Origin of the sequence: Paenibacillus ottowii (assembly GCF_006874425.1) — a bacterium.
In the GTDB taxonomy this organism is placed as follows: Bacteria; Bacillota; Bacilli; order Paenibacillales; family Paenibacillaceae; genus Paenibacillus; species Paenibacillus ottowii.
The window spans coordinates 174,561-200,784 of sequence record NZ_VIJZ01000002.1; the positions used below are offsets into that span (position 1 = coordinate 174,561).

The following is a 26,224-nucleotide window of genomic DNA, read 5'->3' on the forward strand; positions in this document are numbered from 1 at the left end:
TTACACACTCTCCTTTTCGGCAAATTGTGCTTTTGCCTGCATTTTAAGTTTGAAGGATTCGGAAGAAGGAAGGTCCAAAGCATCGACAGAAGCACAGAAGGTTTTGTAATCATTTACTTCCGCTCCGGCTGCAAGATTGGCATTACTGCCATACTTGGACAATAATGCGGACGCGCTGAATGTTTTGCGTTCTGGCTCTGCTGGAGGCGCACCCGCTGCTTTTAACTCTTTCAATTCTTTTTCTAAAGCATCTGCTCTATCTTGAGCAGCCTTTAGGTCAGCAGCAGCTTGTTCTTCAGCAGTCTTCTGTTCAGCTTCTTCACTTGCAGCTTTCATGGTGGTGATATCTGTTTTAATTGCTCCCACCTCTGTGACCACGCTTTGCACACTCGCAGTGATAGCAGTCATACCGTCTTGTAATGCCTTCATAGACTCTTCCATCGCTTTAATTTGTTCCGGTGTCATATCGACATCCTCCTTGTCCTTTTTCATGTTACGAGCAGCAAAGCTCGTTGTTTTATAGGCAGCGGCATCAGCGAACAGGATAGCTGCTCCCGTACCACAAAATTCAATTACATCTAGCACATCATCCAAATCAGTAGCATCCTGAACTGCGGCTTCCATTTCCAACGATGCTCCGAATTGATATTCGCTCCAGTCATACTCAGCCGCCAGCCCATTGTAGTAACGAATAGTCGCAACCACATCAGGAAAATCCTTTGCGTAAATGTATCCATCAATCCATGCATACCCATCAAGCGAACGGTAAGCCTTATCAATCACAGCGACTTTAAATCGCGGATCATGGTCCGCCATACCGTTGGCATAGTCAATATTCAAGGCCATACCAACGAAAGTTTGAAGATATTTGTCGCAAACACTTGATGAAATACGAATACGTTTCCCACCAGCACCATGAGGTGAGCCATCACTTGGTTGGTCAACTGCGAAAAGAGCACATTTGAAAGGAACCTTGTTTGGATGTCCTCCTTCTTCGGATAACTTGAAGTCCTGAACACGCATCCGCTGGTTGCTCATTTTCAACGTTTTAAGCATTTAGATTCTCACCTCCCTCCGTGATATTTCTGTTGTCTGCGTTCTGCTCGGTTTCTCGGTGTCGGCACTGACCTTGGATATGTCAGTCTCACAACACTGCAAACAAACCTTGTAAACACGTCCTCACCGCCTCTCAGGGCAAAATAAAAACACCTACTCTTCAGCGGTGTCAGATTCATCCTTTTCTGTTTTGTTCTTATTGTTCAGCGGATCATCTTCAGGAAGATTGCTTAACAGCCTGTCCTTCTCCCCTTGTATTTCTTCCTGAGTTTTATTCAAATCAATAGCTGCGGTATTACCTGGTTGTAATAATACTTCGCCATGTTTATTAGGCAATGCTTTACGCGCCAGACCATCACGTACTTCATCTGGTGTCGTAACTCTCCGGTCGAGATAAATCGCATCAATATCAGCTTTGAGTTTTTGATCTTTTAACGATGCTTCATAATGAAATTTAAACTCGATCACTCCGCCCAGCTTAAAAATACCGTCAATGATGTGATTGTTGATATGTTCCACAATGTTTTCAGCTATAGACTTGACCGTTTCGTTCGTGTCGTCGTCTTCGCTATCTGCTGTAGAGCGGTTAACATCTTTCGTCTGCCCCAGTTTCTTAGGGGATATATCAAAAGCAATCGCTACGATCTCAATTAAGAAGCGCTGCCACTCAAGAAACAATGCCTTATCATCCGTAGCCCCTAGATCAAGTACACTTGGGTTCTCTCCCCCGATAATTGGGTTCAACCCACGTCCTATTACTTCATTCTCCCAATATGCACGAAAAGCCGCAACCGCCTTGGTATCAGTGTTCTTTCCAAGATTAATCAACTTCCTTATTGCCGTGTTTGAAGCCTGCTTCCCAGCAGAACGATGAGCTGTAATGAAGCTTTGCACCGATTCCCAAACCGTTTCGAGTGGTGATAGTCCAAAAGGAGTATTTGTTCTTGGATTCATTCGTATATACATCAGGTCGGAAGATGTTAAGTGAACATATTGTCCGTTAACCCGCTGTGCATAACGCCATGAATTATCTTTTCCATCCCAGTCCGGGTAAAGGTCGACAGAGAAAGAGTCCACCGGATACATCCTGAACGGCCTAAGAGGATCGCCAGCTTTCAACACTTCCGATGAACCTGCACTACATACAAGCATATCTTCAACCATTTGCTCAATCCATGAACGGAATGAGTCACCAGGATTCGGCTTTAGTAATGATCGTTCAATAACTTTGCATATCTCTCTATATTTTTCTGTATCGTTCTCGTCGATGGCAGCTACGGACCAGTTCAGCTTTGTGATTCCATTCTTGATAACATTAATTGCTCTGCGTGGAATCGGGGATTCCGATAACGTTCGTAAGTTGGTCGGTGTTCTCTTCGGCGCTGGCTGGTTACTTCCCTTACTCATCATGATACCAAACGGGAATGGATAGCTTTCCGTCTGTCGTTCAGGTTCGTTCTTCGGTCTTCCCGCAGCTAACCAATTAATTATCCACTGTCGTACACCCAAATCTGTACCTCCCTTCTGACGCAACAAAAAAGAGGTCAGGAAATTTTTCCTGCCTCCAGTATTCGTTCATATTTCTATGTCTAAATAATATCATTGAGTTATTACGGTGTTACTACGGATTTATGCCTATACCGCAAGAAGTAATCTCGACCTTCTAATTAAAAGGTCGTAAGTTGAACAAATGCTTTCCGCAGTATCATGGATTTCACTGATCACTTGATTAAAACGTTCGGGCTGTTCCTCCTCCCAATCACTCGGCACACTAGAATAATCAGAATTCATTTTATTTACCCAAGTGTTTTTAGCCAAAAGAAATAAAAATTTATTTACGTCTTGGTATAACTGTTTCCTTAATCCTTCAAGCTCTGGATTTACAAACTCCATTGTTGCATTATCTCCATCTTGATGGAAATTCCTCAAATCATCAAGTAAATCCCTTCGATAAGAACCTTCAAAACTATGAGTCCTGATGAAGTTAATAGAACCATTAATAGGAAGCGTTTCCTTAATTGATTCAATAAGACTTATGTCTAAATTCTTATAAGCATCGGTATATTCAAAATCATATTTCACTTCTTTGGATTCTGTAGTTTCATTAGATGGGTTAATAGCACCAAGTTCCCCAATATTCCTTCGAACCTGGTTACAAAATGAACCAAGCGCTGCCGTAAGATCATCTCGTGTACTATCAAAGCGACCGGGAGAAATTCCTAGTAGATCAGTGGGAAGGTGGAGGTCTTGATTTTCAGAAGGGGTTACAAAATAAACCCGTTCGACTCCAATCTTTCCAATAAAAAGTCCTGTTTCAAAAATGACATTGTCTCTAACTGTAGGATTAGCTTTATTTCTCATTTCAGTTATATCATCAGAACTGAAAATAAATACAGCAAAATCACTAATGGAAGCCTGTTTAATTAAGCTGCTCAATGCCGTAACAGACAAATTGAATACACCTTGGGTCCAAACGGTGCATTCGGCATCATAATCTAAATTTTCCTGTACAGCGAAAGCAATTGCTCTTGACTCTGCTGAAGATCCAATAAATAGCTTCGGTTTCATGAAGTCCTCCAAATAATATATTTATGTTGTTAATTATATAACTATCATTTGTTCTCTTCCATAAATTTCAACCAAACGCAAAACCGGATTCAGTTTGAACATTTGCAAACGCCAAAATAAAACCATCTGCTCTGTCTGGAGATTGAAGGCCACGTTTTTTCATATCCTCTTTACGCTCCAGAAATATCTTGCCATTACTACCCATCCGCCATTTTCGGGAAGTGAGCTGCGTTATCAGTTTTTCATCATCTGGCAACTGTAAATCTCCAGGTTTGCCAAGAACATAATTACTCATGTTAGCCTCAAGCATTTCCTTTATGTGGCCCCATTGCTCTGCCCCAAGATTGCCGTAATGAGCATCTTCTGCTGCCGATCCGTTATTAACTGGAATAATGGTGTAGCCCAACCCTTTCTCCTCATTAATCTCATTCAATCTATCTGTTACAGCTCCACCTATTCCGCTATCATCAATTCTTATTTCTACTTCATCCACTTCTGAATGTTCGACCTTCACATCATCAACCAGGCGCAATACCCATCCTGTAGTTGTCATAGTGTCCTGCTTGTGGTGGAAATGAGTCTTTACCACCTTGCCGCCCATACGTGCATACATGGTTGTCTCATCATCTCCAAAACGTGCAACGTCAACGCCAACAAATAGCTTTGTTCCAGAAGGTTCAATTTTAACTTCATCTTTGGCAAATTCAGCAGCTTCCAGAGAGATGAATGTATCAGATTCACCACGGGGAAACTCGCCTTCTACACGGACACGCCATACATCGCTTCCCTCTCCATATTTCCGCTTAAGCATAGCGATGTTTTCTTTACTTGTTCTAGGACTGTCCAAACAGGATACCTTACGTGTTTTATAATCGGATCTATCCTTATTGTGTGAATCATAAAAAACACCCGACGTTTTTGTCGGGTTGCCGCACATCAATATTTTGTTGAACTCACCCGACAACGTACCTAAAATAGCTTCCATGATTGGATCAGCAACACCCGATGCTTCATCCACAATAAATAGCATGTAGTCCTCATGGAAGCCCTGCATATTCTCAGGCTTGGTTGCTGTCCGAGCTGTAGCGAACCAGCGTTCCTCATAATTCTTCATGTATATTTTGGTCTTAGTCCACTTAAGGATTCGTTTCAATACCGGACTTTTAGATTGCCATTTATTAATCTCAGCCCATAACACGTCATGTAGCTGCTGTCTTGTAGGAGCTGTACAAATCACCTTTGGATAAGGGAAGCAGGACAGAAACCAAAGGGCTGTTGCAGCTTCCAGCCCAGTTTTTCCTACGCCTTGACCTGAACGTACTGAAACGCGCGGATTATTAGCTAAATCCATTAGAGTGCTTGCCTGCCAATCATCAGGGTAGAACTTAAGCATTTCTTGACAGAACAATATAGGATTCTTACGATACTCAGGAATCCGTATCTTGAATGCTTGAAGCCTCCGTTTCGTCTCCGGCGAATCCTTCTGCTTCATCACCTACCACCGCCTCTACCCAATCGTCAATTAGATCGTCTTCTGTATTTCCTTCTCCCGTGACTTTTGCTCTTTCAAGTTCAAGTTTCTCACGCTGCATCTTAAGTTTTTCATCTTCAACCATTCGTTTATGTTTGTCTGGAAGCAGATCCATGTATTTAGTCAGCACATCCAATGCCTTAGTTTTATCGTGTAGTTTAACACTTACGCCATCCTTGCCCTGCTTGACTTCTGAAACCAGAGTACCATCAATTTCATCACTATTTTTAAAAGAAACATAATTGTATCTGTATTTCTTCGTTTCTCCAGTGTCTGGATCAAACACAGGGTCTCCTTCTAAGCCAAGAACATCCTCTTCCTTTTGACCGAATTCTACGTAGTCCGTTATGTCTGCAAAAGCAATTTTCATGTACTCCATTAGAACGCGCTGAGCATTTAAACCAACCCCATCCATCAGGGATTCGTTGTAATTCTGTATCGCAGCCTTAATTTCAGGTTTCCTCAATAATTCCCATCCAATTGAATATGCTGTTTTCTTACTATATCCAGCAGCCATTGCCGCCCTTGTCGCGTTGAAATCTCTGAGGTATTCCATTATGAAGATCCGCTGTTTCGGCGTTAACCCCTCTTCGTCCGGAATTTCCGGTTCTGGCTTCTCCTCGATTACTGGAACGCTCTTTTTTGTTTTGGAACGCTCCATATCAATAGAGCGTTCCGGTATTTTTTTCGGAACGTTCCGTATTTCTGGAGCAGCGTCTTTTAGCTCTTTAGAGAGCGCATCAACTGTTAGCAGGGTAGCATATACCTCTCTTGGCTTATCACCTTGATATGTACCGACAAATTTACGCCGCTCCATTTCATCAATCAGTCGAGCTGCTCTGCTATAGCCTATCCTCATCCTTCTCTGTAATAAAGAAACCGAGGCTTGTTTGGCCTCGGCTACAATTTGGACAGCTTTTAGAAAAAGCTCATCAGGATATGATGTTGGGTCTTCATCTTTAACTGGAGCCTCTTTATTATAAGGCGCTCCATTTTCATCAGAACGTTCCGTATCCTTCACTTCTCCAGCAATTAAACCCTCCCACTTATCTTTAGCCTTCCATCCTCTTACCGTACCTTCAGATACACTAAGTTGAGAGGCTATATCTGTGAGACGTATGTTGCCGGAACTGGCTTTGTATAAATCAAATGCTTCGTCCCGTTTCGGATCTCTCTTTCGCCCCATAATCTTATTATTCACCCCTTTTTGATAATGTATCTGAAGCTAAGGAAAAGTTTCCTGAACAAATAAAAAAGCCACTATTCAGCAGCTTTCTCTTGTTTTTCTTTGTATTCTCTTCGATAGTCCACTCTAATGTTAAAAGATTTTTTATACCAATTTCGTCCAAAGAATTCCCAGTAGCCTTCTTGAATGTGAAATTCACTTTTCATTTCTGTCCAATACAAATAATTCATACCAAGGGGGAACCATATAAACCATGTTAAAAATAGCGGTACTACTACATAAAAAATTAGTCCATCCCTTATCTTCTTCTTCACTCAAATTCATCTCCTATATTGTTCCATACGATAGTATCGACATTAAGGATACAGAATTTTATAAAACAATACAGCCTTTCATTCAAAATTAAAAAGAGCAGCGTAAAATCGCTGCTCCTATTGTAGTGATCGTTAATTTGAGTCCTGTCTCCGATTTAGTTTTGAATGCGCCCTAACCCTCCGTCATGCGCTTGCCACTGCCGCTCCCTTATACATGCGGAATGGTTCCCAACGGGAATTATTTCACAGCGATTACCGTCAATCGCTATAGTCCGCATTACGTGCGGAACAATCTGCCGCCCTTATTGATGGGGTATTATGACCCTCTTTACGGCTGTTCGAATTAGTTGTAGTTCGATGTGGGCGAGGCGTGTATCGCGGCCTTGCGTCTATTCCGCCACCACATTTAAATCTTAACGATTACAGAAGTTGACTAGCTAGTGATTTAAGGCCACTTGGTACAGCAATTTGTTTGCCATTATCTTCATTTCCGTTTACATAAGCTGTGTCTTTGTCTGCATAATAGATTACACCTTCGCCGCCGATAACCGGAAAACCACTTTCGTCGTAATCCAAATTTGTACCCACATACTTGCCATGCTTAACTGCTTCATCTTCCAATGGATGGAGATGGAGAATTTTTTCCTTGTCCAAGTAAGCGTAACTATGTGCCATGTTTATTGCCTCCTAGAATGGATTTAATTTGTTCCTGAATAAAGTGTAAATCCTTTCTACTACGCGCCTACTACGGATTTATTAGTTCCTACTATCAGCAGAAAATAAAGTAGTAGACTGAGCCTAGAAATTGAAACAGCGACAGCCAAGAACGAAAAAAAAGTCCTAGACTGTCGCTTTTCCATTGAACTAACGTTCCTCGTTAGTTGAATAAGCACGCTTTCTTTTATTACACAATATCTTCGTACTGTTCAGTATTTCTATCATTCATCTTTTACTGTTATTATGAGAAGTGTTAGACTAATATAGGTTTTATATACTTATTACCGATTACTAAGATGTGTAATCAATGAAAGGATTTGATGAATGTGGAATCGACTAATTTCAAAGTTATACCTGAAAAACTTAAAGGTAGGACGATTGAAGATGTCGCCATCACTACTAATGCTGTGGTTATTAAATTTACTGATGGTACTTTTTTAGATATCTATCTCGATGAGGCTGCACAAACATTAAAGACATCAACAAACAAGCTGGATAGTTAACTCAACACTTTACACTTAGCTATCATTTTCCCAGCTTCCTCCTTCACAGTTTGCGTCAAATGCGACATAAAACCTCCACTTATCTTGTTCAACTAAACTGCCCGTTAGCTTAATGAAGCATCGTCAAGACTATTACTTTATTTTCAGTCTAGAACTTTAGACACCTAAAATTAAGACCGCAAAGGCTTAAGCCCTTACGGTCTAATTTACTTCTGGCATCCTCAGCCCAATTTCTCCTTCTTGGTTTCGTCCCCGGCCATAGTCGATGGTGACAAAATCCAATGTACGGTTTGTTTTTAGGCTGTTTGCTATATTAACAATAACCCTACGCCGTTTATCTGCAAATGTAGTTGCTGAGATAGGAGGAATGTCCTTGCGATAACCTTTTTCCAAATATTGTTGAGCTTTGAGATATTTCATACCATCCAAAAATAACAGCTTTGCTATCAATCCCTCGTGCTTATCACGCATATTATTTATTGCAAACTTAATGTTATTCGTAAGGAATTGATAGAATTTATAATTCACATGGCGCTGGTCTTTGAGCAGAACGGCGTTAGCTGTCACATCTGCTGTCAGTTCTTGTCCAGAAACTCGCTTGGCAACCGAGCCTTCCGCTGAAAGTAGATCATATGCAGCCATTCCGTTTTCCAATTGTTGAAGTGAGTATTCATAGTTTTTGATTACATCAATTAAGTCAGTATATTTGTTTAGCAGCCACTTTGTTTTTCTTATATCTACCGCATCTACATCGTCAAAAAAGTTTACTTGGACTATTTCGTGTGTATCAGAAGAATCTTTATGAGATTGATCACTTATTATTACAGATTGCATATGTTCCATAAACACGCATCCCTTTCAAAGGAAAATGATATATTATTTGAATTTCAAGAAATAAATATAGTTATCTAGGACTGATTAAATCTGCTATCAACATAAGCTATAAGTTGTCCGAAAACCAAGTATTATCCCCGAACTATTAAGATAGTTAAACCACTACCGCACATAGCAACAATATCTTTCTTAACCTGTTTATTTCTCAGAATATTCCACTTGTGATATTATACTTCATATAGGCTGACAGTCGCTGCCAAATTAAATATAGATTAAAAAATACAAAATTCGACAAGAAGGGGACTACCTAACATGGATATTTACGATTATGCAAGAAACCCATTAAAAGAGGATTGGCAAAAGATTTGTGGAGAAAAGGTAGAGGTCATTAATAACCTCGGCCTCAGTGATCCCAAGAGAAAGTTTAATGTTCTTAATCTCTTTGATGGCTACCATGGTATTAATTTGAGCTACTGGATTCGAGAATTCAACAACAGAATCTTTGATTTGATTACTAACTACACCTTACTCAAGTCCTATTATGATGCCGGAATCCCAGATGAAGAATGGTACAAATCACCAGGCGATAATGGCGAAAGCATTCAATATTTTCCGCATTTTAAAGAAGAGCATTTTGGTAATTTGTATTGGTTCAGTTTTTATATGGACAGCTACTATACTCGATTTGAAGGAGTAATTGATTCGGTCTATCATCTTGTCAATGTAAAATATCAGTTTGATGTGGAGACAACTCTAGGTTTTAGAATTAGAGTAATGAAAAAACTTAAGACGAAGGATAGTGATCTTTATGCATATCTCAATTCATTACCAGAAAACCCTGTATTTAAAGAGATAAAGGACTTCAGAAATAATATTGTACACAATTTCAGACCCAACCAAGTTGATTCTGGTTTATCCAAAACTAAAAATGAGGACGGCTCTACAACCTATTCTATGGGGATCGGTAATTACACTTCTTCAAGTGAGTTTCTAAATAACATTAACGAAAGCTTGGATTTGTTATTAGAAATTACAGACAAGATAAGAGAGAAGGTTAGTTTGTCTGAGTAGTAGAGATAGGTCAAGTTATTAGCTGATATCCTTTTATAAAAATACCAATTAACCTTAATATTTTACCTATTCATAATTAGGAGGATTCGTTATACCGCTGGGTCAGTCACTGTTTCCCATGATTAATTACATGTATCGGATAAGTTGATTCTTTGTAATAATCAGGGTTTACATAACATTTTCTAATATTATTTCTGGCTTCTTCATAATCTTATATCCTGCTTCTGGGTAGAGGGACACCGCGTCCTGTATTATTTACATGTAAGCGAAAGATATGATCGGGTGCAGGTGTTACCTACACCCTGTATCGGTTTAATCCCGATGATCCATTTCAAGTTCGTCCATCATCCGCTGCAAGTCTCCCAAATCCAGATTGTTATCCTCAATCCCCTCTGCTTCAAGGCGGTTAATTTCCTCGCGCAGATCGTGCCACATCATATAATAATTTGGTATCATATCTATCATCCTTCCAACGCTCAACCAGGAGCGTATTGTATTGGTGGTTACTCTCCTTGGGGGTGTAGCAGCTCCGGGTTATCGTGTATGTTTCCAGCGATATGCATATTTTCTTCACCAAATTCATCCAACGAATGCAAACGTCCGGTGGAGTGGCTTTTCAGCACGTAACCAGCCGTTTCCTTGTTCCAAACAACCATATATTTGCTATCATTGTGCGTACACCCGTATTCACTATCGCAGTCGCAGGCAATGAACATAATGTCGCAATCGTAAAACTCTAATCCGTAATATTTTACAAACTGACCTACTGTTTCAGGGTCTACTGGATGTGATTGCGCTCTATGATCTACAATGTCCACCCTGCCGTTGTGCTGCCAGATATCTCCGAATACCCATTCGGAGATATCAAGCCGTTTACCACGGAATTTAATATCTCTCATGCTTATCGCTCCTTATATAGGGGTGTAGGGTAAGAGGCTGTTATGCCTCATTCAAATTCAGGGTTTCCAAACTCCGTTTCGTAATCATCTATGACCAGTGTTGCTTTTTGAGTCCACATCTTGAACAAAGTCGCATCCAATCCGTACATTCCACCCATAATCACACGGTTATCGAATTTCTTATCTGAAACCTCGGCTCTTGATACGGTCATATCTTTTTCAAGCGATATCATATATTTGCATTGGTACCACTCAACATCTTCTTTCGGGTCCATATATACGTACTTGGTTCCGTATTTTTCCTCTACAATAACCGTGATTTGCTCAACCTCTTCATAAGACAGTTCTTCAAGTTTAAGCTCATCCTCAACCATTTCTTTTACTAATTCTGATAATCTATATTCATTCTTCCCTGTTCCCAGCAACTCTTGTAACTGCTCTTGTATTCTCGCTGCGCCTTCTTCATGAATCGAACGCTCTAACTCACTTTTAATAACGTTCAGAATAACTTGGTTGTACGAAGGGATGTCCAACTTATCGAGATTGATTTGTAGTTGCCCTTTTACCGTTTCTTTCAACCCTTTTCCGAAGTCACTCCAACTACGCAAGGAATCTTCGACAACATCCTTAATAGTTTCTTCCAGTTGCTTCTTAATGATTTTCTCTACATAACCTTCTTCGTTTAATGCTGCCAATTGGTTATTAATGATTAAGTTCATATCCATGTGTTATCTCTCCTTTATAGGTAGTAGGGGGTGTATCCCCCTTAAAATAGTGTTAATTGGCGATTGTCGAAGTTCATTAGCAGTAGTTCCTCGGTTTCCGTTCCCAATCCATCACCACCAACAACCTGCTTATATGCCTGGAAGGTATCTCTGTTCCAGTTTGGGTAAAGTTCGTCCAGCAACGGATCCGCATAATATGAGAGAACAACGTTTCCCTTCACGTCGTTTAAAATAGCAGCCAAATCTCTGTGTAACTTCTCCGGGCTTTCCTTGTCTTTATCCGTTAAGGCATACTGTTTTTCACGACCGATGTAGGGTGGATCGACGTAAAACAAAACGTCTTTCCCATCGTATTTAGGAATCAAAGTCCGAAAATCAAAATTCTCAATCATCACACATTTCATCCGTTCAGCGAAAGCACTAAATAACTGGCAGGCGCTTATATACCCTGTCGCTGGGTTGGATCCGGACTTTGTGCTGTGCCTCCATCCTGTTCTTGCTATCTCATTCGCGTTCCCCTGGGATATGCCGGAACGATTCATGTAGAAAAACCTTACAGCTCTTTCGAACGGATCTCGAGGTAACGGTTCGTTTAGCCATTGCTCGTAAAGCATGCGGCTATATGGCAGGCTTTCGCATTCATTTTGTAACTTCTCCGGTTCTTCCCTCGCAACCATGAGGAAGTTCACTACGTTACCGTCAATATCGTTGTACACCTCATGCGCTACTCTTGGCTTCTGAGAGATTACATGAGCAGCTCCGCCAAAAGGTTCGATATAAACGCGGTGCGCAGGAAACTTGCTTATGATGTGCTGTGCATATTTGCTCTTACCGCCAAACCAGATTAATGGGCTTCGTACTCCTTGCATGGTGTATCCCCCTTATAGACTGTCATTTATGGCTTTTATAGCTGCTAGGATAGGGTATATCTGATACGGCACCACCGCGTTTCCTAGGGCCTTTATTCTATGCTCGTCCATCCTTCGGGAAACCCCATAAGTCGCTCTACTAAAGTCGGCGGCGGATACTTTAGACCATGTACTTGTCTGCAATAATCCCTGAAATTGTTGTTCGGCCCTCTGCCGCATTTGGCTGCGGCCTCGGGAGACCTGCCCCCCCTGTAATCGCTGGCAGTCGGTGTAGGCAAGAATGAACACCCTTGCTCTCTCATGTTGCGCGTCAACAGCTCCAGCCGGAATAACGAACGGTTGCGCGGTGTAGCCGATGTTGTCCAGGTCATCAAGCACATCGTCGAGTCCCAATGTGATGTGACCAGCAACATTTTCACCAACAAACCAAGGGGGCCTAATCTCTTGTAGTATCCTGCTAACCTCCGGCCAGAGATGACGGTCATCTGCTTCGCCTTTTCGCTGCCCGGCGTTACTAAAAGGTTGGCAAGGATATCCGGCGGAAATAATTCCAATTGAGTCTGTGTCGATTCCATCAGCCTGTAGCCTCTCTTTCGTTACGTTTCGTACATCATCGTAGATTGGGACCATGGGCCAGTGCTTGCGAAGCACTTGCTGCGGAAACGGCTCACGTTCGCAAAATGCTACCGTCTCCATGCCTGCCCAATGAGCAGCCAAATCAATTCCACCGATCCCAGAGAACAGGCTTAATTTACGCATATGTGTATCCCCCTTATGGAGGGCTGTTCCCTCCTTCTTATCCCCTATGGGGCCTAATTTCTAGCCCACTTAACCTTAATCCCAGCTATTTCACACGCCTTTTTCATCCCTTCGCGGAAAGCTGAATCTTCACTAGGGGTTGTTGGACATGGTAGCCCTTCCCTATACAATTCCAATAGCTTTTCTTCCATTGTTTGTTCGACTTCATAGCCGATGTATAAAGCACGAATGAGTTTGTCTAGCGGCATACCATTCAGTGGCTTCATTTCTTCCCAAACCCAAACCTCAGTTACGTGCTTTCTAACCAAACCTTCAATATCCGAACGTTCCTCTTTCCACAGTTCAATCGCCTTTGCCTGTGCTTTGGTTAAAATCACTTTATCCATGTGTTTGTCCTCTCTGCCCTTGGGGGCTAATCTTCAAATCGTTCACCATAACCATATGAAGGAGCTGGTTTACTGAAATTGTTCAAGGCATCGGATATCATGATGCTAAATACACTCATTTGCTTAGTATCCATAGACTCTAGCAACCGAATCTCTTTGCTTTTTAATGAGCGTCCCGCCGCTGTAGTAAGTAAATCCATGACTGGCTTTATAGATTCCAATCGTTCCTGCTTTTGAGCTATCAAACGTTCCTGTGCCGCCTGCTTGCGGTTGAACTCTTCCCAATCCTGCTCGTCATACCAAAATCTAGGTCCATGAATCAGAGAGTATGTTGATATCCAGCTTTGAAGCTCTTCTTCGTTCGTCTGAATACGGTCATGACACAAATCGCAGACACGCATGGCATTGGTCTTAACACCGCGTCCGCTCCGACCTCTTGGCATTACGTGGTGAGTTTGTGTTGCATTTCGTCCGCAGTTGCACTGGCATAACCCATCCGTTTCCTCAATCAGTTCCTTAACAACTTCTGGTGGAAACTCGGCTCGATCAGCCCGGGATGGACGTGACTGGTGGTGAGCAAAGATGTCTTTCTTCCAATCTGGAATCGGATTTCTGCTTTTCTTTCGCTGTCCAAGGCTGCTGTACGACTTCTTCTCTTTAACTTTTTTCTCCGGTTTCCAGAATGTTTGATGAGACATTCTCCCTCGCCACCTTCCCAACAGATTGATTCGTATTTTCTGTGCTTATGCTTATATTTTGTGCCTAAACCGCTACGGCTCCACTACGGATTTTAGGGGTTCAAGCAGTCCTACTTCCTCTAAAATAGAATAATGTTTACACCTTTCTTCCGTTGTTACACGCACTTTATTTATCGTATGTGATGTGTAGAAGGCTACAGCCTGCTGGACCTCAATCGGCTCATCTTCGATATTGTTTAAGTCGAGCTTTTTCACAAGCTCCCCTCCCTTATGCGGCGATTATATTTCTCTTGAAAATCACCTTTTATTTTAGGCGGTAAGGTATCAATTACCTCATCCCATATGTTCAATAATTCACTGTTAACTGAAGCAAATTTTTGTATATCCACGTAACGTTCCACCAATGCTGTAGTGAACTCATCCATTTCTTGTTCTGTCATACACCATGCCTCCATTACGTTTTTGGTTCCAGTACATTGTTGCTCTTTTGGGTACAGTGTTGCGTTGCGTATCGAATCATTCAGCGTAGGAAAAGTTTCCTGAACTGATCTTGGCTTGTGCCAACCTCACCGGATAATCCCGGCGAACGCTCTGAGCTTAATGACCTGTTTATACTCGCTCAGACGAGTTTTTAATTCTTTGATCCAAATTGTAAGTAGGACGAAACTCCATTCGAATTCCCAAAAACCATCTTGCCAGAACACCCATTGCTTGTATGTCTTTCTCATAAAAATATACCTCCGTAAATTCGATATCGTATTTCGAATATTTATTGATTGTCCTAATAATATACGATATCGAATATTAAGTCAACATGCCTTGCTAAAAATTATTCGCTATCGTATAATTCGGCTGAGAGGTGAAGTACATTGTTTAAAGTGAAACCGAATCTGACACCCTTGTTAAAAAAGAAAGGTATCATTCAAACGGAATTGTCTGAAATGACTGGAATTCCACAAGGTTCAATTAGTAGATTTGATAAAAACAGCCGCCATGAAGCCTGGCATTTATTCGCTATCGCTAAAGCGCTAGATGTTGCGATTGAAGATTTGTTTATTACTGAGGAGCAAGAGGATTAATTAAGAACCCTCTATGCTCCTTTTGTTTTGCCTAGATCGGATTAAGAAGTCTTTCAAGCCGTATAACCTCTTTCTGGAGGTACTGAATTAAATCAGCTGCCTCCTCCAGCGCCATGAGCTTCCAGTCATAGGCCATATCTGATACCTGGTCTATTGTGGTTCCATACTTCTTGAGGCCTTTCTCATTTTGTTTGTCCAGCAATTCTATGATCCGTCGCGTTACTTCTGGACGTTCAATTTCATTTTGGGAGTGTTTCATTTTATCTCCTCCTCCACTTCCGAAAGAATAAGCGCATTACCCTCAAATTTCATCTCCGCTTGATTTGAGTCACTTATTGGCCCCCAATGGTTATTAGTTTGCATGATACGAACTATATCAGTGGCATATGGTTCGTCTGTGTTAACTACCAGATACGTATTAAGTGGAGGCTTTCTGTCCAGAAGCCGCAGCTCTTGAATCTTCCACAGAATACGAGATAGATCACTTTTCTCACGTTCATCAAGGTATTTACTGATATCCTCATTTTTTAATACGGTGAATTTGACTTGCACTCCGGCCAGTTCTGGCATTTTTCATCTTCCCTTCTGCTCGTTTGAGTAATTTATTCGCATCCCGTTTCCGAGCCGCTCTCTCCTTCTTCACTTGCTGTAACAGAACAAATTCCCCTCGATGCTTTGTAAGTAATGCATAGTCGGATATTTACCTTGAAACAGCTTCAATTTAACTCTAAAAGTAGACGTTTCCGCTCCTTTTATGTCAATAACTCGTTCGCTTCCATCCAGCGCAGTCACAAGGAAATCTGCTATATACGTCACCTTCGGCTTTTCCTGCAAGACAAATTTGGGTTGACAACTAAAATCTTTGATCTCGCCATACTGTTTCTGCCTAAGAAGCTCTATATAATACTCTCCTTCCATTCGAGAATCGAAGTAGGTTCCGGTCACATCAAGGTTGTATTTCTCTATCTCAGCTATTGTAAAAAGTGTCCCATCGTCCGTAACGACTACTTTACTGGCATTATATTTGCTCATTTAATCTACCGTCCTGTATGGCTGAACCACATGGACACTTTGATGATCTTCGTTGCTGAGAATGAAAATAGACTTCATTTTGCCTGTGAAAACCAAAGTGACTTTTTCCCCATCCAAAGCTTTTAAAGCATCCATAGCATACTTAGAATTCAAGGAAATGGTTAGCTCCTGCCCAGTAAACTTAATAGGAACAATACTTTCACTTGCCTTACCCGTTTGCTTTCCTTTTCCACGAATATTTATTTCTTTTTCAGTTACATCAAGCCTAACCATATTATTTTTCTCTTCTTTTGCCAGGGTGTAAATAAGTTCAACGGACTCCAAAAATTCTTGTTTATTTATCTCAATCCTCGTACCACTGTCAGGAACAATGACCATCTGGTGTATGTCTGGATACTCACCCTCCAGAACACGAGAGTAAAAAGTGAATCTCTCTGTGCGAGCAAAGGCATAGACTACCTGATCGTCCCTCCCTTTTGAAAATCCGAATTGAACATCGTCTTTATCTGTAATGATCTTCTGTAGTTCAACCAAACCCCTTGCTTCGATCACGGCACTCCCAAAGTCACCCGATTCAATAACCTTCTCTGTTTTTGAAAGGCGATGCCGATTGGTTGCTTCCATTCCTATTTTCCCGTTCTTTAGATAGACATTTGCTCCAGTTAGTATAGGCATGCCTTTACCATCAATGTCTGCCGCGAAGATAGCCTTTTTGAATAACCCCCTTAGATCTTTCCCTGTAATTTCAATATATTCATTGTCATTTATTGAAGGAGGCGGAGGAAATTCCTCGGGGTCCAATCCTGCCATTTCAATTTCTTTATTCCGAGACGTGATAATTACATTCAGACCATCTTTAGACTCAATCCGAACATTACCGCTTAATTTCTTGAGCATTTCCAAAAACAGTTTAGGTAGCACTATCTTTCCATTCCGTTCGATTTGAACATGTTCCTCAAAAATATATGACTGGATTGTTGCTCTATCGTCAGTACCAGTCACAGTTAAGCCCTCGTGATTGGCTTCGATTAAGAAGCAACCAAGTACCGGCATGATGCTTTTGGCTGAAATAGCTTTACTTGCGTCCTCTAAAGCTTCAGCTAGTAATGCGCTGTCTACTACTATATTCATAAGGTTTGACCTCCATTTCGCTATCATTTTTGGCATTTGGGTTGCATTCCGGGCATGGTCCCATCATCAACATTGAGCCACGAAACTGGTACGCCACCTTGCTACCTCCGCATGTTCTGCACATATGCTTACCCCCTACGTCTATTCCGTCCGCCTACTGGCAGTATTTTTACAAATGGTTCTATTCGCTCAAAGATCCGGGCCGCTTTTTTGTCATTCTGTTTCTGTTCGCTCGGCTTGCTGTCTTTCACATTCGCCAAGTGTTGTTTCAACTCACTCATGGTTAAATTCGATGTGTAGATCGTCGTTAGGCGTTCCATCCGCCGCTGAAGTATTGGTCCCAGGACTTCATCCCTTGTCCAAGTCGTTAATGACTCGGCCCCGATATCATCCAATATCAACACAGGAACTGTTCTCAAAGCATCAAGTTTACTTTCAACTGTCTCTGTCTTTGAGCCAATTGCATCCTTAACCTCCAGTAGGAAATCAGGAACATAGACCATCAGTACGCTTACGTCACGCTTAGCCAACTCTTGGGCAATGGCACCAACAATACGACTTTTGCCTACACCCATTTGACCGTAAAAGTACAAACCTTTTGTTGTTTCACCTGGTACAAATTCATCACAAAAGTTTATTGCCGCTACAATTGCAGATATCCGCTGCGGGTCAGGTTCAATGTCTTCAAAGGTGGCATTCAGGATGTGAGCCGGGATGTAGTGGCTCTTGATCCTCTGACCTATCCCTTGTTCCCGTTCGTAAGCAGCCAGCAATGGGCATTTTCGAAGTCGAAAGACCAGTTCATCACCTTTGGTCGGGCTAGGTTCTGCAACGCTTGTATGCCCCTTCTGTTCGTTCTGGCAATCCAGTAAACCCGGGCACTCGCTGCATTTATCGCAATAGGATATATGCTGTGATAGATCTCTATATCGTTTGGGTTCTGTCAAATCGTCCGTTCTGTCTGGAAACTCAGCTTTCAGCCGATGAACCTCAGGATGGTTTGCTAGACGTTCCAACACCGCAGCCTGTCTCTTGGCAAAACCATCGGGTATTAATGCCTTTAGTTCTTTTCCGAAGCTCTCCATGTGGCATCAGCCTCCCTGTTTAGCCCTCAATTTTACAAGCATGTTCTGAATGTCCACTTGGGTATATTCGCTTGTTGGGACTTCTATTTCCGGTTCCACCTCATCCAGTGGTGTTTCATCCTCTTTGCTCTTGCTATCAACTTCTCGCAATGCATGCAAGGAGAAAATAATAGTCGCACAATAACTCAGACTCCGTATCCCATCGCGCTTATGCTTAGGTTTAAATTTGTCAAAGGATTGATCAATTCCGTCCAAGGCGGTTTGAAGCGGTACACCAGCAGCTAGCAATTCATCAATGCTCGTTTCGTCGGCTGCTGTAATGTATAATCCTTTCCCTCTGCGCTGTAGGTACTTGTTGGCAACGGCGTTGTGATAATCTAGTTCCGCAGATGATATTTCGTCCTGTCCAGAGTCGGCATCTGTTTCAGGAGTGACAGGAACGGCATCCCGTCGGGTGAACGGTCCCCCCTCATTTTCGGATTTGATTTCAGTCTCGGGCGTTAAACAACAACTACTTTCTTTTTCTAGTTCTAAATCTAATTCTTTATCTGTTTCGTTACCGACCGTTACTGTAACGTTACCAGTAGCGTTTCCTGTAACAGGAGGATCATTTTCACCTGAAGCAAGTTGTTTTTGTTTGTTCCGGTAATTTCGAACCCTCTTTTTTGTTTGTTCCCTGACCTTATCCATTCCATCTACATTTTGATGCTTCTCCCAGTTAGGTAGAAAGAAAGCTCCTTGCTCAGAAACTTCCAGCATCCCGAATCTTTCAAAGATGGATAGAGCCATTTTTATAACTGGTAGCGGCCTCTTGATCACTGAAATTAACATATCCTCTGTATATGGAATAGTTTCGGTCAGCATGATGTAACCGCCCATGTTTGATCTGCCAGTCATAGTCATTAGCTTCAGCCATATAACAATGATCGTGTCAGCTTCGGGCATATCTTCGATGATTTTAATTTTTTCGTCGTCAAACATGCCAGTACTGAGCTTGATCCATTTTATTTCTGCCATGTTTCAACCTCTTCTCAGCTTTTGAATCATAAACCTACCTGTTTGCGCTGGCGTTGTTTCCAAACTCCGCCAGTAACACCTTAAGGCTGTATTTTAAAGAGTTTATTACCTGGTCATTACTTTCTACAGCATTACTCCAGCGGACCTTATCAGCTTCTGCGTCTGCTTCTTGGAGGCGAAGTTCAATTACCGCTAATTCCGCTCGCTGCTCCCTCAGGTTTTCTGCCGCTATATATGCTTCGGCATAAACGCGTTTCCTCTTGGCATAGATCCGCTTATATTCCCTTATGGCCTCAGCTGCCTTACGCCCCAGGAGAATCTGGACTTCGGTCAGCAATTCAATCTTACGTGCCAGTGTAGCAGGGTAATCATGGCTGCATTGATCCGCAAGGCTATAAAGCTCTCCGAGCGTATATTGTTTTTGTAGAGACAATGCAGCCACTCCTTTTTTTAAACATGTGCTCCTATGTGGAGTAATCGTTCTCTAACCTCAGGCCAAAGATATGCTTGTCCACCTTCTCCATTTCCATCCTGGCAGAACCATTTTGAGATAGTTGGCTTGCCACCTGTGACATAATCTCGTAATCCTTTAACCCAGGATGATTCTGTACCCGACATATCCAGTGAACGAGTGTAGAGAGACATAATCCGTGGTGGATCATACTTTTTCTCACCTAATCTTTGGCCAAAGAAATATGGGTTCCCTTCGGTTTCCATCAAACCAAGTCGGCCATTATCTTTTTTAAAAAACTGGAATTTACGAGAGGTCCAGTTGATTTCATATAAGTAATCCAGCACGCTATTCGCTAGCTTAATCCTTCCGTCTTTCCCAACTTTTTTAGCCGTTGTACTCCATTCCTTTAAATTAGCCTCACTAGGAATGAATCTGGATTTTGGGTTGTGATGACCTGATCTCTTCGTCAGTTTTCTAAGTCTGTTTTCGGGTTTTGTAGCAAGGTCAAACAATTCGAAACTTGCCAAGTTGGTATAGTAATCTTTATTAACTATGACCCACCACATATTATTGATATTGTGGTAGACGGTCCCACGCATCAACGTTCCTTTTCTGCCTCTGAAATATTTCACTTCGCCGTTATTTATCCGTATCCCATCTTTATCGAGAGCGTTATAATCAGGAAGGTTTTCTGAACTCCAGTGTCTGCTTGGCGAATTAAGCTTATGAAATACCTTATCGTATGACGTTTTTAGTACTGGTTCAGAGTCACAAGTAAATCCTTCCTTCAGTAAAAATTGTTCCATATATCTGACTTCAACTAGAAACCGCTTTTGGAGTAGATAAGGCATCTTTTCAAATTTGTTAAAGTCATATCTACCGCCGTTTGGGTTCTCTACATTGATTTCTTGATAGAACTCAAGTTTTGCACCACAATTATATTTTTCACCAACAAACAGAAGTTCTCCCTTGTTGCCAGCAAAGTGATCCTTAGAAAGGATAGAATAATCACGGTCAATTCGTGGATCAGATCCAACAACAAAACCTCTTTTTCTCATCATGTCTAACATCCGTAAAAAGGTAGGATGAGATATTTCTTTATCTCCTCTTACAGCTATGCTTGTATTCCAGATGCTAAAATCCTTGTCTCCTCTCACAAGACAGGCCCCCTGTTTTCATTTTCAAAATCCTGTGTTATACTTCCGTTGAATTGTTTCTTAAATGATCGTGTTGGTAGCACGATTGTTTTTCTGGACTTCTCTGTCTTTTCTTTTGCGGTATAACTTACGGCAATAGTAATTACAGAAAAGTCCTTCTTCTTTTGGATTGGGAAACCTCTGGCCTGCAAAAACCTCTTTTCCACAATGCACACATATCCCTATTCCTTTCCCGGATATCTTGTATCCTGATGGCTTAGAATCCTCCAAACCTTCATATTCTTCGTTCTTATCTATAGATTTCTCTAACTTACTCAACTGAGCAGTAAGCAAATCTATTTGAACATGAATCTCGTCATTCGGTAATCCGAATTTAACAGCGTCAATACTGTCCTCGTATAACTCACGTAATTGCGCTCTAAGCACCCTAGATTGTTTATGCTCGTCCAAGTCCAACTCTCTCAGCTCCATATCTCCGCTTCAAGTTCGGATATTCTAGTTTTTAATCGCCTTTCTTGATCCCTCAAAGGCTTCATCTTCTGAATGCAAACGTGATTAGGCCATGGACTATCTGTAATAGCATATTGAGTTTTATAAATGGCCCGAAGCTTTTGTTCAGTTATTTCTTTTTCCTTTTGAAGAGAAAGCTTTTTCTTATCCTGCTCTGTCAGCTGTAGCATCTCAATATCTACCGAATGTTGACAATTCAACCAACGATGCATGAGTAATACAGCGGCTATAAGCGAGTCTGCTGGTTGATCCAATGTAAATTTGAAGCCTTCATCATCTACAATAGGAATAGAGTAAATGGTTTGCATTTTGCTACTCATTTTGACTTGCTCTTGCGTTGTATATTACGAACGATAATGGCATGCTGTAATTCGTTTTCGAACCAGATACGAGCCAATTCCGATAGAGTCATAATCATTCACCCTTTAGATATAGTCTTCTGGACGGAACTCTTTAACGAAGTAAATGGAATCATCAAAATCAATGCGCCGGATGTGACTGTACTTTGCAACTGAGAACAAAACTTTTAACTTACTCCAAATCATGCGGCGATATTTTCCGACCGTTTCGTTAAATTTTCCATCTGTCTCCTTATAACGATCTTTTGTGAGAGTAATGGACCTGATTCTAACTGCCTCCTGTAACTGATAGCATTCAGCATCCGTCAGCGTTACACTGTCTCGAACCTCTTGAACCATCATCTGGACTTCCTCAACCTTTCCAGTAACATCCTCCTGCATTTTCTTCATTCCGTCCCACAGGCCGCGAATGGCAATTCCTTGAGACTCTGTAAGTTGGAGCTGCTTTTCCACCAGCATCATATAATCCGGTTGTTGATTATTGTTTATCAACGTCATATACTTCTACCGCCTTTCTGCCGTTTACGGCTGGTCTAACTTGATCTATAAAACTTTGCAACATATCAAGGCTTTCCCCCAAGCGCTTTTTCTCACCCATGTTTGCAGCTCCGATCGCACCTAACATGAATGAAGTGATTCCGACCGTTTCAAGAAATCTTTTGACGTGGTTATTCAATTGCAAGGCATTGATATTGGACTCAGAACGAAGCTTCTTCATTTTTAATTCCGCTTGCTGTTCGTCAAAGTCATCTGTCTTCTGTAATTTCAAAGCTTCCAACTCTTCTTTCTTCTGTTGGTAGCCAGATTTCAATTGCTCGACTTTTAAACGTTCCAGTTCTAAATCTTCATTGAGTTTGTTTTTCCAATATTCGTCACGCTGTTTGAGCTGCGCCTCAGCTTCTTTTTCCTTCTGCTTGATGAATACCGTGGTTTCTTCCTCGTGACGCTCTACGGCGGCATTTACAGCCTCTTCAAGTTGATCCACAGGAATGGCATCTTTGTACTGTCTTTGTAACTCAAGCTTGTCCCGCTCTGCCTGCTCTGCTCTTTCCTCTGCCTCACGCACAGCAGCTTCGAGCCGAGCTTTGGTTTCTACAAATGCCTTATGAGTGCTGATCAAACCTTCATCAAGCTGTTGAATGATTTCAGGAGTAGCATTTTCCGCAATAAACTTCGCTTTGTCATACTGCCTACCGGAACCAAAGCCTGCTTGATCCGCTACAATGTCCCGTACTTGTCCGGTTGGTTGGTCAGGTAAATTTTCCTTGCCGCCAACCATCCGTTCTCTGGCCTTTAGACGTTCAACTTCCTCCAATCTCCGCGCCCACTCGACTCGCTCGCTAAACGTGAATTCCTTGCGATGTTCGTTTTCGCTGATCTCAAGCTGTAGTTGATGTTCAAGATCCTTTATTTCCATGACTCTGACCGTTACTTCTTTCCGACCTAGAAACTGATGTGCTCTTAGTCGCCGCTCTCCAGCAATTAACTGATAATCTGGTGTTACTACAATTGGATTAATGAGTCCGTTTTGTTCTATATCTCGGGCCAGTTCTTCAATTCCGCCAAAATCCTTGCGGATACGATCACTGACTTTGATTTTGCTGATACCAATTTGCAAGGCTGATTCTCCTTTCTTTCCATCCCCTCTGTGATAAAATGTAAGTTGTTGTAGCTTTATCAATTCATCAAAGAAAAGAGATGCTACTTGTAAAGATATTCTCGCTATTTTTTAATAGAGTAGAATGCTTACATTCTTTAAATCATGCAGTCAGTTATCCAGTTGTTCTATATTGGGTGTAGTCATTTAGTTTTGTTCTCCTTTCTTTAATAAGATTGTTCCAATAACCAATTTTCCAAGAACTCACGCGTTTCTCTCGCAGGAAAATACCATTTGCTCCCTACTTTCCGTTTCGGAAATTCTGGATGATAGAAAAATTGTTCTTGTATAAAGTTCCAACTCATACATGTACGACGCTTTAATTCAGCCGCATCCCAAAATACGTACTCCACATCAGCTTCTTTTAAAACCTCCGCTATCTTCGATTTGACCAGTTGAAAGGCTTCTTTTTCGTCAACGCTGACTGACAACATGTTTATCCCTCCTTAATTGTTGTTTTCTTTTAATTTCTTAGGAACCAGCTTGATCTCTAACCCCAAAGCATCGCAGGCTTTTCTAAGCGTGGTTTCGTTCCACCGACGACTTCCATTTAGCAAATTGTGCATGTACTGCGGGGAACACCCAACTAAATGAGCTAAATCAGAAGGATTTAATCCTTTTTCATTTATAAGTGGCCTCATTTGTTCAGAAACCTTCATTTCATCACCTCCGTTGAACTAATATTAATCTATTTGATTAATTAAATCAAACGTAAAATTAATCAAATAGGTTCAAATAGAAGCATTTTAGATTATTATCCATATAGTTTAATATATATGCTCAATTTTTCGCCTATTTGCTTCTTTTTAATCTATTTGCTGTTTGTATTTTAATCTATTTGTTGATATCATTAATTCATCAATTAGTTTAAAAGGAGCGGTCACAGGACATGTCTAGTTATCCTAACCGGATAAGAGAGATTAGAAAATCACAAAAGAAATCAGGAGTACAAGTAGCTGAATTTTTAGGAATTACCCCTCAATTTCTATACAATATCGAAAAAGGAAGCCGAACTTTAAATACTGAGGTGGCTTCAAAATTAGCCGAGTATTTTGATGTAACCGTAGATTACCTTCTTGGCCGTACAGAAGCCGAAAAAGATGATCGCCAATATCCAGAGTGGGCCACGTCAAAGGACATTCGGGATTTTAAAACAATACTTGAAGAAGATGCGCCGGTAATGTTCGATGGCGTACCAATCTCAGAAGACGACAAAGAAAAAATTAAACGGGTCATGGAAGCTATGTTCTGGGATGCTAAAAAGAACAAAAAAGATTAATTGTTTTGAATGAAATAGCTTTCCTAAATATTAACTTTGCGCTTTCACCGCTGCGAGGCGGTTTCACATACACAAAAAACGGAACATTTGTTCTATTGGAGGAATAATCATGGCAAACTTTAAAAGATTAAAGAGTGGTTGGCGGTATCGGTTAAAGTACACCGATCCGTTTACACAGCAACAAAAGGAGAAGTCAGAACGGGGATTCCGTACAAAACCGGAAGCAGAGTTAGCTGCAGCAGAATTTTTAAAGAGAATAAAACAAGGTTACGAACAGATTGACAAGCCTCTCGTCGATTATATAGAAAGTTGGATCATCAACTATAAAAAAGGAGATGTTAGAAAAAACACACTTAAACAACATATGAACAATCTAAAAACACACATTAAGCCTTATTTTAAACAATTAATGATAAAAGATTTAAAACCAGATATGTACCAAAAATTTTTAGATGCTTGTTTAGAAAAAGGCTTAAGCCGAAGAACAGTCGAAATAATTAACTCAACAGTTTACAGTGCTTTAGAACTCGCAGTAATTCAAGGAAAGTTAGAACGTAATCCTTGCATAGGATCAATTATTAAGGGAGAGAGGAAACAAAAAACTATTGATTTCATTGATTCTGAGGATATTCCTCGTTTTCTTTATACAGCAAGAGGATATGGTTATATATACTGGATATTTTTCAAGGTGCTGTTGGAGACTGGCATGCGTAAAGGTGAAGCCGCTGCTTTAAAGTGGTCTGATATTAATTTTAAGGAGAAAAAAATTCACATTAATGAAACTTTGGATTTCCAACCTGATAACGAGGACGAGCTATTCGGGGAAACAAAAACCTTCAAATCAAAACGAACAATCAGTGTAAGTACATCTCTAATCAACGATCTAAAGTATCATGCTAGTTGGCAGAACCAGAATAAAATTAATCTCGGAGAAACAATGTACCGACATGATTTAAATCTCGTTCTATGTAGAAATGACGGACGTCCTATGCCGAAGTCAACACTATTTAACGCATTTAAGCGTATCTTGAAGCGCGCTAGTCTCGATGGAGTTTTACGTATCCATTCTCTTCGTCACACTTACGCAGTGCTCATGCTTGAAGCTGGAGCCGATATAAAGTTTGTCCAGGAGCAGCTTGGTCATGGTAGTGTGCAGATTACATCTGATGTATACGCACACATTTCTAAGAAGTTAGAGAAACGTAACATAGACAGATATGAGGAATACACAAGCAAAATTCTCGGCTCAAACAATTTTAAGTCGGGGGACGTTTGGGGGACACCCCAGAAGAATTAATAAACTCCTCTGAAACGTCCCCCATTACAACTCCCAAAAAAACCGCATACT

37 protein-coding genes are annotated in these 26,224 nt (G+C 41.2%); 5 read left to right on the forward strand and 32 right to left on the reverse strand.

Going from position 1 to position 26,224, the window contains the following annotated elements; genetic code table 11:
- The 7 genes from FKV70_RS04935 to FKV70_RS04965 all read right to left on the reverse strand — a co-directional run bounded on the left by FKV70_RS04935 (position 1) and on the right by FKV70_RS04965 (position 7,330).
- Positions 1-1,056, reverse strand: a complete 1,056-nt coding sequence (locus FKV70_RS04935) for a 3-oxoacyl-ACP reductase (RefSeq protein ID WP_142611981.1) — start codon at positions 1,054-1,056, stop codon at positions 1-3.
- Between the two features lie 153 nt (positions 1,057-1,209).
- Complete coding sequence (locus FKV70_RS04940) at positions 1,210-2,565, reverse strand: phage portal protein (RefSeq protein ID WP_142611982.1); 1,356 nt, start codon at positions 2,563-2,565, stop codon at positions 1,210-1,212.
- A 126-nt stretch (positions 2,566-2,691) separates the two neighbouring features.
- Positions 2,692-3,624: a nucleotide-binding protein gene (locus FKV70_RS04945; protein ID WP_142611983.1), complete on the reverse strand. Its 933-nt coding sequence runs from the start codon at positions 3,622-3,624 to the stop codon at positions 2,692-2,694.
- A 67-nt stretch (positions 3,625-3,691) separates the two neighbouring features.
- Positions 3,692-5,116 carry a DEAD/DEAH box helicase family protein gene (locus tag FKV70_RS04950; RefSeq protein ID WP_142611984.1) on the reverse strand — a complete coding sequence of 475 codons (1,425 nt, stop codon included), beginning with the start codon at positions 5,114-5,116 and terminating at the stop codon, positions 3,692-3,694.
- Positions 5,052-6,356: a terminase small subunit gene (locus tag FKV70_RS26880; RefSeq protein WP_280115059.1), complete on the reverse strand. Its 1,305-nt coding sequence runs from the start codon at positions 6,354-6,356 to the stop codon at positions 5,052-5,054. The genes FKV70_RS04950 and FKV70_RS26880 overlap by 65 nt, the downstream gene beginning before the upstream one ends.
- 59 nt (positions 6,357-6,415) lie before the next feature.
- A complete protein-coding gene (locus FKV70_RS04960; RefSeq protein WP_142611985.1) occupies positions 6,416-6,655 on the reverse strand; it encodes a hypothetical protein in 240 nt (79 codons plus the stop codon).
- Positions 6,656-7,075: 420 nt separating this feature from the next.
- A complete protein-coding gene (locus tag FKV70_RS04965) occupies positions 7,076-7,330 on the reverse strand; it encodes a hypothetical protein (protein WP_142611986.1) in 255 nt (84 codons plus the stop codon).
- Positions 7,331-7,698: 368 nt separating this feature from the next.
- Between FKV70_RS04965 and FKV70_RS26045 the strand changes: the two genes are divergently transcribed.
- Positions 7,699-7,875, forward strand: coding sequence for a hypothetical protein (locus FKV70_RS26045; RefSeq protein WP_167669709.1), 177 nt, complete (start codon positions 7,699-7,701; stop codon positions 7,873-7,875).
- Between the two features lie 201 nt (positions 7,876-8,076).
- Here FKV70_RS26045 and FKV70_RS04970 read toward each other — a convergent pair whose 3' ends face one another.
- Positions 8,077-8,718, reverse strand: a complete 642-nt coding sequence (locus FKV70_RS04970; protein WP_142611987.1) for a hypothetical protein — start codon at positions 8,716-8,718, stop codon at positions 8,077-8,079.
- 303 nt (positions 8,719-9,021) lie between these two features.
- Here FKV70_RS04970 and FKV70_RS04975 point away from each other — a divergent pair, with 303 nt between their 5' ends.
- Positions 9,022-9,780: a Cthe_2314 family HEPN domain-containing protein gene (locus tag FKV70_RS04975; RefSeq protein WP_142611988.1), complete on the forward strand. Its 759-nt coding sequence runs from the start codon at positions 9,022-9,024 to the stop codon at positions 9,778-9,780.
- Between the two features lie 312 nt (positions 9,781-10,092).
- Here FKV70_RS04975 and FKV70_RS25860 read toward each other — a convergent pair whose 3' ends face one another.
- The 10 genes from FKV70_RS25860 to FKV70_RS26050 all read right to left on the reverse strand — a co-directional run bounded on the left by FKV70_RS25860 (position 10,093) and on the right by FKV70_RS26050 (position 14,844).
- A complete protein-coding gene (locus tag FKV70_RS25860) occupies positions 10,093-10,236 on the reverse strand; it encodes a hypothetical protein (RefSeq protein ID WP_162305662.1) in 144 nt (47 codons plus the stop codon).
- Between the two features lie 47 nt (positions 10,237-10,283).
- Positions 10,284-10,679 (reverse strand): YopX family protein, encoded by a 396-nt coding sequence (locus FKV70_RS04980; RefSeq protein ID WP_142611989.1) that lies wholly within the window; start codon positions 10,677-10,679, stop codon positions 10,284-10,286.
- 47 nt (positions 10,680-10,726) lie between these two features.
- On the reverse strand, positions 10,727-11,404 hold the full coding sequence (locus FKV70_RS04985; RefSeq protein WP_142611990.1) for a hypothetical protein: 678 nt from the start codon (positions 11,402-11,404) through the stop codon (positions 10,727-10,729).
- Between the two features lie 41 nt (positions 11,405-11,445).
- Complete coding sequence (locus tag FKV70_RS04990; RefSeq protein WP_142611991.1) at positions 11,446-12,273, reverse strand: DNA adenine methylase; 828 nt, start codon at positions 12,271-12,273, stop codon at positions 11,446-11,448.
- A gap of 12 nt (positions 12,274-12,285) precedes the next feature.
- Positions 12,286-13,032 (reverse strand): DNA cytosine methyltransferase, encoded by a 747-nt coding sequence (locus tag FKV70_RS04995; protein ID WP_142611992.1) that lies wholly within the window; start codon positions 13,030-13,032, stop codon positions 12,286-12,288.
- A gap of 53 nt (positions 13,033-13,085) precedes the next feature.
- The gene (locus tag FKV70_RS05000) at positions 13,086-13,418 is read right to left on the reverse strand and encodes a hypothetical protein (protein ID WP_142611993.1); all 333 of its coding nucleotides are present in this window, start codon (positions 13,416-13,418) and stop codon (positions 13,086-13,088) included.
- 26 nt (positions 13,419-13,444) lie between these two features.
- On the reverse strand, positions 13,445-14,116 hold the full coding sequence (locus FKV70_RS05005; RefSeq protein WP_142611994.1) for an HNH endonuclease: 672 nt from the start codon (positions 14,114-14,116) through the stop codon (positions 13,445-13,447).
- A gap of 72 nt (positions 14,117-14,188) precedes the next feature.
- A complete protein-coding gene (locus FKV70_RS05010; protein ID WP_142611995.1) occupies positions 14,189-14,371 on the reverse strand; it encodes a hypothetical protein in 183 nt (60 codons plus the stop codon).
- Positions 14,368-14,556, reverse strand: coding sequence for a hypothetical protein (locus FKV70_RS05015; RefSeq protein WP_016822073.1), 189 nt, complete (start codon positions 14,554-14,556; stop codon positions 14,368-14,370). The genes FKV70_RS05010 and FKV70_RS05015 overlap by 4 nt, the downstream gene beginning before the upstream one ends.
- A 126-nt stretch (positions 14,557-14,682) precedes the next feature.
- Positions 14,683-14,844, reverse strand: a complete 162-nt coding sequence (locus FKV70_RS26050) for a hypothetical protein (RefSeq protein ID WP_167669710.1) — start codon at positions 14,842-14,844, stop codon at positions 14,683-14,685.
- A 141-nt stretch (positions 14,845-14,985) separates the two neighbouring features.
- Between FKV70_RS26050 and FKV70_RS05020 the strand changes: the two genes are divergently transcribed.
- Positions 14,986-15,195, forward strand: coding sequence for a helix-turn-helix domain-containing protein (locus tag FKV70_RS05020; protein ID WP_142611996.1), 210 nt, complete (start codon positions 14,986-14,988; stop codon positions 15,193-15,195).
- Positions 15,196-15,226: 31 nt separating this feature from the next.
- On the opposite strand, the gene FKV70_RS05025 is transcribed toward FKV70_RS05020, so the two are convergent.
- The 14 genes from FKV70_RS05025 to FKV70_RS05090 all read right to left on the reverse strand — a co-directional run bounded on the left by FKV70_RS05025 (position 15,227) and on the right by FKV70_RS05090 (position 24,256).
- On the reverse strand, positions 15,227-15,454 hold the full coding sequence (locus tag FKV70_RS05025) for a hypothetical protein (protein ID WP_142611997.1): 228 nt from the start codon (positions 15,452-15,454) through the stop codon (positions 15,227-15,229).
- Positions 15,451-15,765, reverse strand: a complete 315-nt coding sequence (locus tag FKV70_RS05030; RefSeq protein ID WP_208738391.1) for a hypothetical protein — start codon at positions 15,763-15,765, stop codon at positions 15,451-15,453. Before FKV70_RS05030 ends, FKV70_RS05025 begins: the two co-directional genes overlap by 4 nt.
- Before the next feature lie 69 nt (positions 15,766-15,834).
- On the reverse strand, positions 15,835-16,227 hold the full coding sequence (locus FKV70_RS05035; protein ID WP_244310663.1) for a DUF1064 domain-containing protein: 393 nt from the start codon (positions 16,225-16,227) through the stop codon (positions 15,835-15,837).
- The gene (dnaN, locus tag FKV70_RS05040; protein WP_142611998.1) at positions 16,228-17,358 is read right to left on the reverse strand and encodes a DNA polymerase III subunit beta; all 1,131 of its coding nucleotides are present in this window, start codon (positions 17,356-17,358) and stop codon (positions 16,228-16,230) included.
- Positions 17,359-17,486: 128 nt separating this feature from the next.
- The gene (gene dnaI, locus FKV70_RS05045) at positions 17,487-18,443 is read right to left on the reverse strand and encodes a primosomal protein DnaI (RefSeq protein WP_142611999.1); all 957 of its coding nucleotides are present in this window, start codon (positions 18,441-18,443) and stop codon (positions 17,487-17,489) included.
- A 6-nt stretch (positions 18,444-18,449) separates the two neighbouring features.
- The gene (locus FKV70_RS05050; RefSeq protein ID WP_142612000.1) at positions 18,450-19,460 is read right to left on the reverse strand and encodes a phage replisome organizer N-terminal domain-containing protein; all 1,011 of its coding nucleotides are present in this window, start codon (positions 19,458-19,460) and stop codon (positions 18,450-18,452) included.
- Positions 19,461-19,494: 34 nt separating this feature from the next.
- On the reverse strand, positions 19,495-19,902 hold the full coding sequence (locus FKV70_RS05055) for a hypothetical protein (RefSeq protein ID WP_244310665.1): 408 nt from the start codon (positions 19,900-19,902) through the stop codon (positions 19,495-19,497).
- Between the two features lie 8 nt (positions 19,903-19,910).
- Positions 19,911-21,071: a hypothetical protein gene (locus FKV70_RS05060; protein WP_142612002.1), complete on the reverse strand. Its 1,161-nt coding sequence runs from the start codon at positions 21,069-21,071 to the stop codon at positions 19,911-19,913.
- Between the two features lie 60 nt (positions 21,072-21,131).
- Complete coding sequence (locus tag FKV70_RS05065) at positions 21,132-21,527, reverse strand: hypothetical protein (protein WP_244310667.1); 396 nt, start codon at positions 21,525-21,527, stop codon at positions 21,132-21,134.
- A 5-nt stretch (positions 21,528-21,532) separates the two neighbouring features.
- Positions 21,533-21,901 (reverse strand): hypothetical protein, encoded by a 369-nt coding sequence (locus FKV70_RS05070; RefSeq protein ID WP_142612004.1) that lies wholly within the window; start codon positions 21,899-21,901, stop codon positions 21,533-21,535.
- 105 nt (positions 21,902-22,006) lie between these two features.
- Positions 22,007-22,438: an ORF6C domain-containing protein gene (locus FKV70_RS05075; RefSeq protein WP_142612005.1), complete on the reverse strand. Its 432-nt coding sequence runs from the start codon at positions 22,436-22,438 to the stop codon at positions 22,007-22,009.
- Entirely contained in the window at positions 22,419-23,558 is a 1,140-nt protein-coding gene (locus FKV70_RS05080) for a ParB N-terminal domain-containing protein (protein ID WP_142612006.1), read from the reverse strand. Before FKV70_RS05080 ends, FKV70_RS05075 begins: the two co-directional genes overlap by 20 nt.
- Positions 23,559-23,764: 206 nt before the next feature.
- Positions 23,765-24,031, reverse strand: coding sequence for a group-specific protein (locus FKV70_RS05085; RefSeq protein WP_142612007.1), 267 nt, complete (start codon positions 24,029-24,031; stop codon positions 23,765-23,767).
- Positions 24,032-24,043: 12 nt separating this feature from the next.
- On the reverse strand, positions 24,044-24,256 hold the full coding sequence (locus tag FKV70_RS05090) for a helix-turn-helix domain-containing protein (RefSeq protein ID WP_017427617.1): 213 nt from the start codon (positions 24,254-24,256) through the stop codon (positions 24,044-24,046).
- A gap of 230 nt (positions 24,257-24,486) precedes the next feature.
- Here FKV70_RS05090 and FKV70_RS05095 point away from each other — a divergent pair, with 230 nt between their 5' ends.
- Together FKV70_RS05095 and FKV70_RS05100 are read left to right on the forward strand one after the other, a co-directional pair.
- Entirely contained in the window at positions 24,487-24,876 is a 390-nt protein-coding gene (locus tag FKV70_RS05095) for a helix-turn-helix domain-containing protein (protein ID WP_014599962.1), read from the forward strand.
- A 109-nt stretch (positions 24,877-24,985) separates the two neighbouring features.
- Complete coding sequence (locus FKV70_RS05100) at positions 24,986-26,173, forward strand: site-specific integrase (protein WP_142612008.1); 1,188 nt, start codon at positions 24,986-24,988, stop codon at positions 26,171-26,173.
- Positions 26,174-26,224: the final 51 nt, after the last annotated feature.

Coding starts and splice junctions, on each gene's coding strand:
- FKV70_RS04935 (WP_142611981.1), bottom strand. CDS start 1,056: ATGCTTAAAACGTTGAAAATGAGCAACCAGCGGATGCGTGTTCAGGAC.
- FKV70_RS04945 (WP_142611983.1), bottom strand. CDS start 3,624: ATGAAACCGAAGCTATTTATTGGATCTTCAGCAGAGTCAAGAGCAATT.
- FKV70_RS04950 (WP_142611984.1), bottom strand. CDS start 5,116: ATGAAGCAGAAGGATTCGCCGGAGACGAAACGGAGGCTTCAAGCATTC.
- FKV70_RS04965 (WP_142611986.1), bottom strand. CDS start 7,330: ATGGCACATAGTTACGCTTACTTGGACAAGGAAAAAATTCTCCATCTC.
- FKV70_RS04970 (WP_142611987.1), bottom strand. CDS start 8,718: ATGGAACATATGCAATCTGTAATAATAAGTGATCAATCTCATAAAGAT.
- FKV70_RS04975 (WP_142611988.1), top strand. CDS start 9,022: ATGGATATTTACGATTATGCAAGAAACCCATTAAAAGAGGATTGGCAA.
- FKV70_RS25860 (WP_162305662.1), bottom strand. CDS start 10,236: ATGATACCAAATTATTATATGATGTGGCACGATCTGCGCGAGGAAATT.
- FKV70_RS04980 (WP_142611989.1), bottom strand. CDS start 10,679: ATGAGAGATATTAAATTCCGTGGTAAACGGCTTGATATCTCCGAATGG.
- FKV70_RS04985 (WP_142611990.1), bottom strand. CDS start 11,404: ATGGATATGAACTTAATCATTAATAACCAATTGGCAGCATTAAACGAA.
- FKV70_RS04990 (WP_142611991.1), bottom strand. CDS start 12,273: ATGCAAGGAGTACGAAGCCCATTAATCTGGTTTGGCGGTAAGAGCAAA.
- FKV70_RS04995 (WP_142611992.1), bottom strand. CDS start 13,032: ATGCGTAAATTAAGCCTGTTCTCTGGGATCGGTGGAATTGATTTGGCT.
- FKV70_RS05000 (WP_142611993.1), bottom strand. CDS start 13,418: ATGGATAAAGTGATTTTAACCAAAGCACAGGCAAAGGCGATTGAACTG.
- FKV70_RS05005 (WP_142611994.1), bottom strand. CDS start 14,116: ATGTCTCATCAAACATTCTGGAAACCGGAGAAAAAAGTTAAAGAGAAG.
- FKV70_RS05015 (WP_016822073.1), bottom strand. CDS start 14,556: ATGACAGAACAAGAAATGGATGAGTTCACTACAGCATTGGTGGAACGT.
- FKV70_RS26050 (WP_167669710.1), bottom strand. CDS start 14,844: ATGAGAAAGACATACAAGCAATGGGTGTTCTGGCAAGATGGTTTTTGG.
- FKV70_RS05025 (WP_142611997.1), bottom strand. CDS start 15,454: ATGAAACACTCCCAAAATGAAATTGAACGTCCAGAAGTAACGCGACGG.
- FKV70_RS05030 (WP_208738391.1), bottom strand. CDS start 15,765: ATGCCAGAACTGGCCGGAGTGCAAGTCAAATTCACCGTATTAAAAAAT.
- FKV70_RS05035 (WP_244310663.1), bottom strand. CDS start 16,227: ATGAGCAAATATAATGCCAGTAAAGTAGTCGTTACGGACGATGGGACA.
- dnaN (WP_142611998.1), bottom strand. CDS start 17,358: ATGAATATAGTAGTAGACAGCGCATTACTAGCTGAAGCTTTAGAGGAC.
- dnaI (WP_142611999.1), bottom strand. CDS start 18,443: ATGGAGAGCTTCGGAAAAGAACTAAAGGCATTAATACCCGATGGTTTT.
- FKV70_RS05050 (WP_142612000.1), bottom strand. CDS start 19,460: ATGGCAGAAATAAAATGGATCAAGCTCAGTACTGGCATGTTTGACGAC.
- FKV70_RS05070 (WP_142612004.1), bottom strand. CDS start 21,901: ATGAGTAGCAAAATGCAAACCATTTACTCTATTCCTATTGTAGATGAT.
- FKV70_RS05075 (WP_142612005.1), bottom strand. CDS start 22,438: ATGACGTTGATAAACAATAATCAACAACCGGATTATATGATGCTGGTG.
- FKV70_RS05085 (WP_142612007.1), bottom strand. CDS start 24,031: ATGTTGTCAGTCAGCGTTGACGAAAAAGAAGCCTTTCAACTGGTCAAA.
- FKV70_RS05090 (WP_017427617.1), bottom strand. CDS start 24,256: ATGAAGGTTTCTGAACAAATGAGGCCACTTATAAATGAAAAAGGATTA.
- FKV70_RS05095 (WP_014599962.1), top strand. CDS start 24,487: ATGTCTAGTTATCCTAACCGGATAAGAGAGATTAGAAAATCACAAAAG.
- FKV70_RS05100 (WP_142612008.1), top strand. CDS start 24,986: ATGGCAAACTTTAAAAGATTAAAGAGTGGTTGGCGGTATCGGTTAAAG.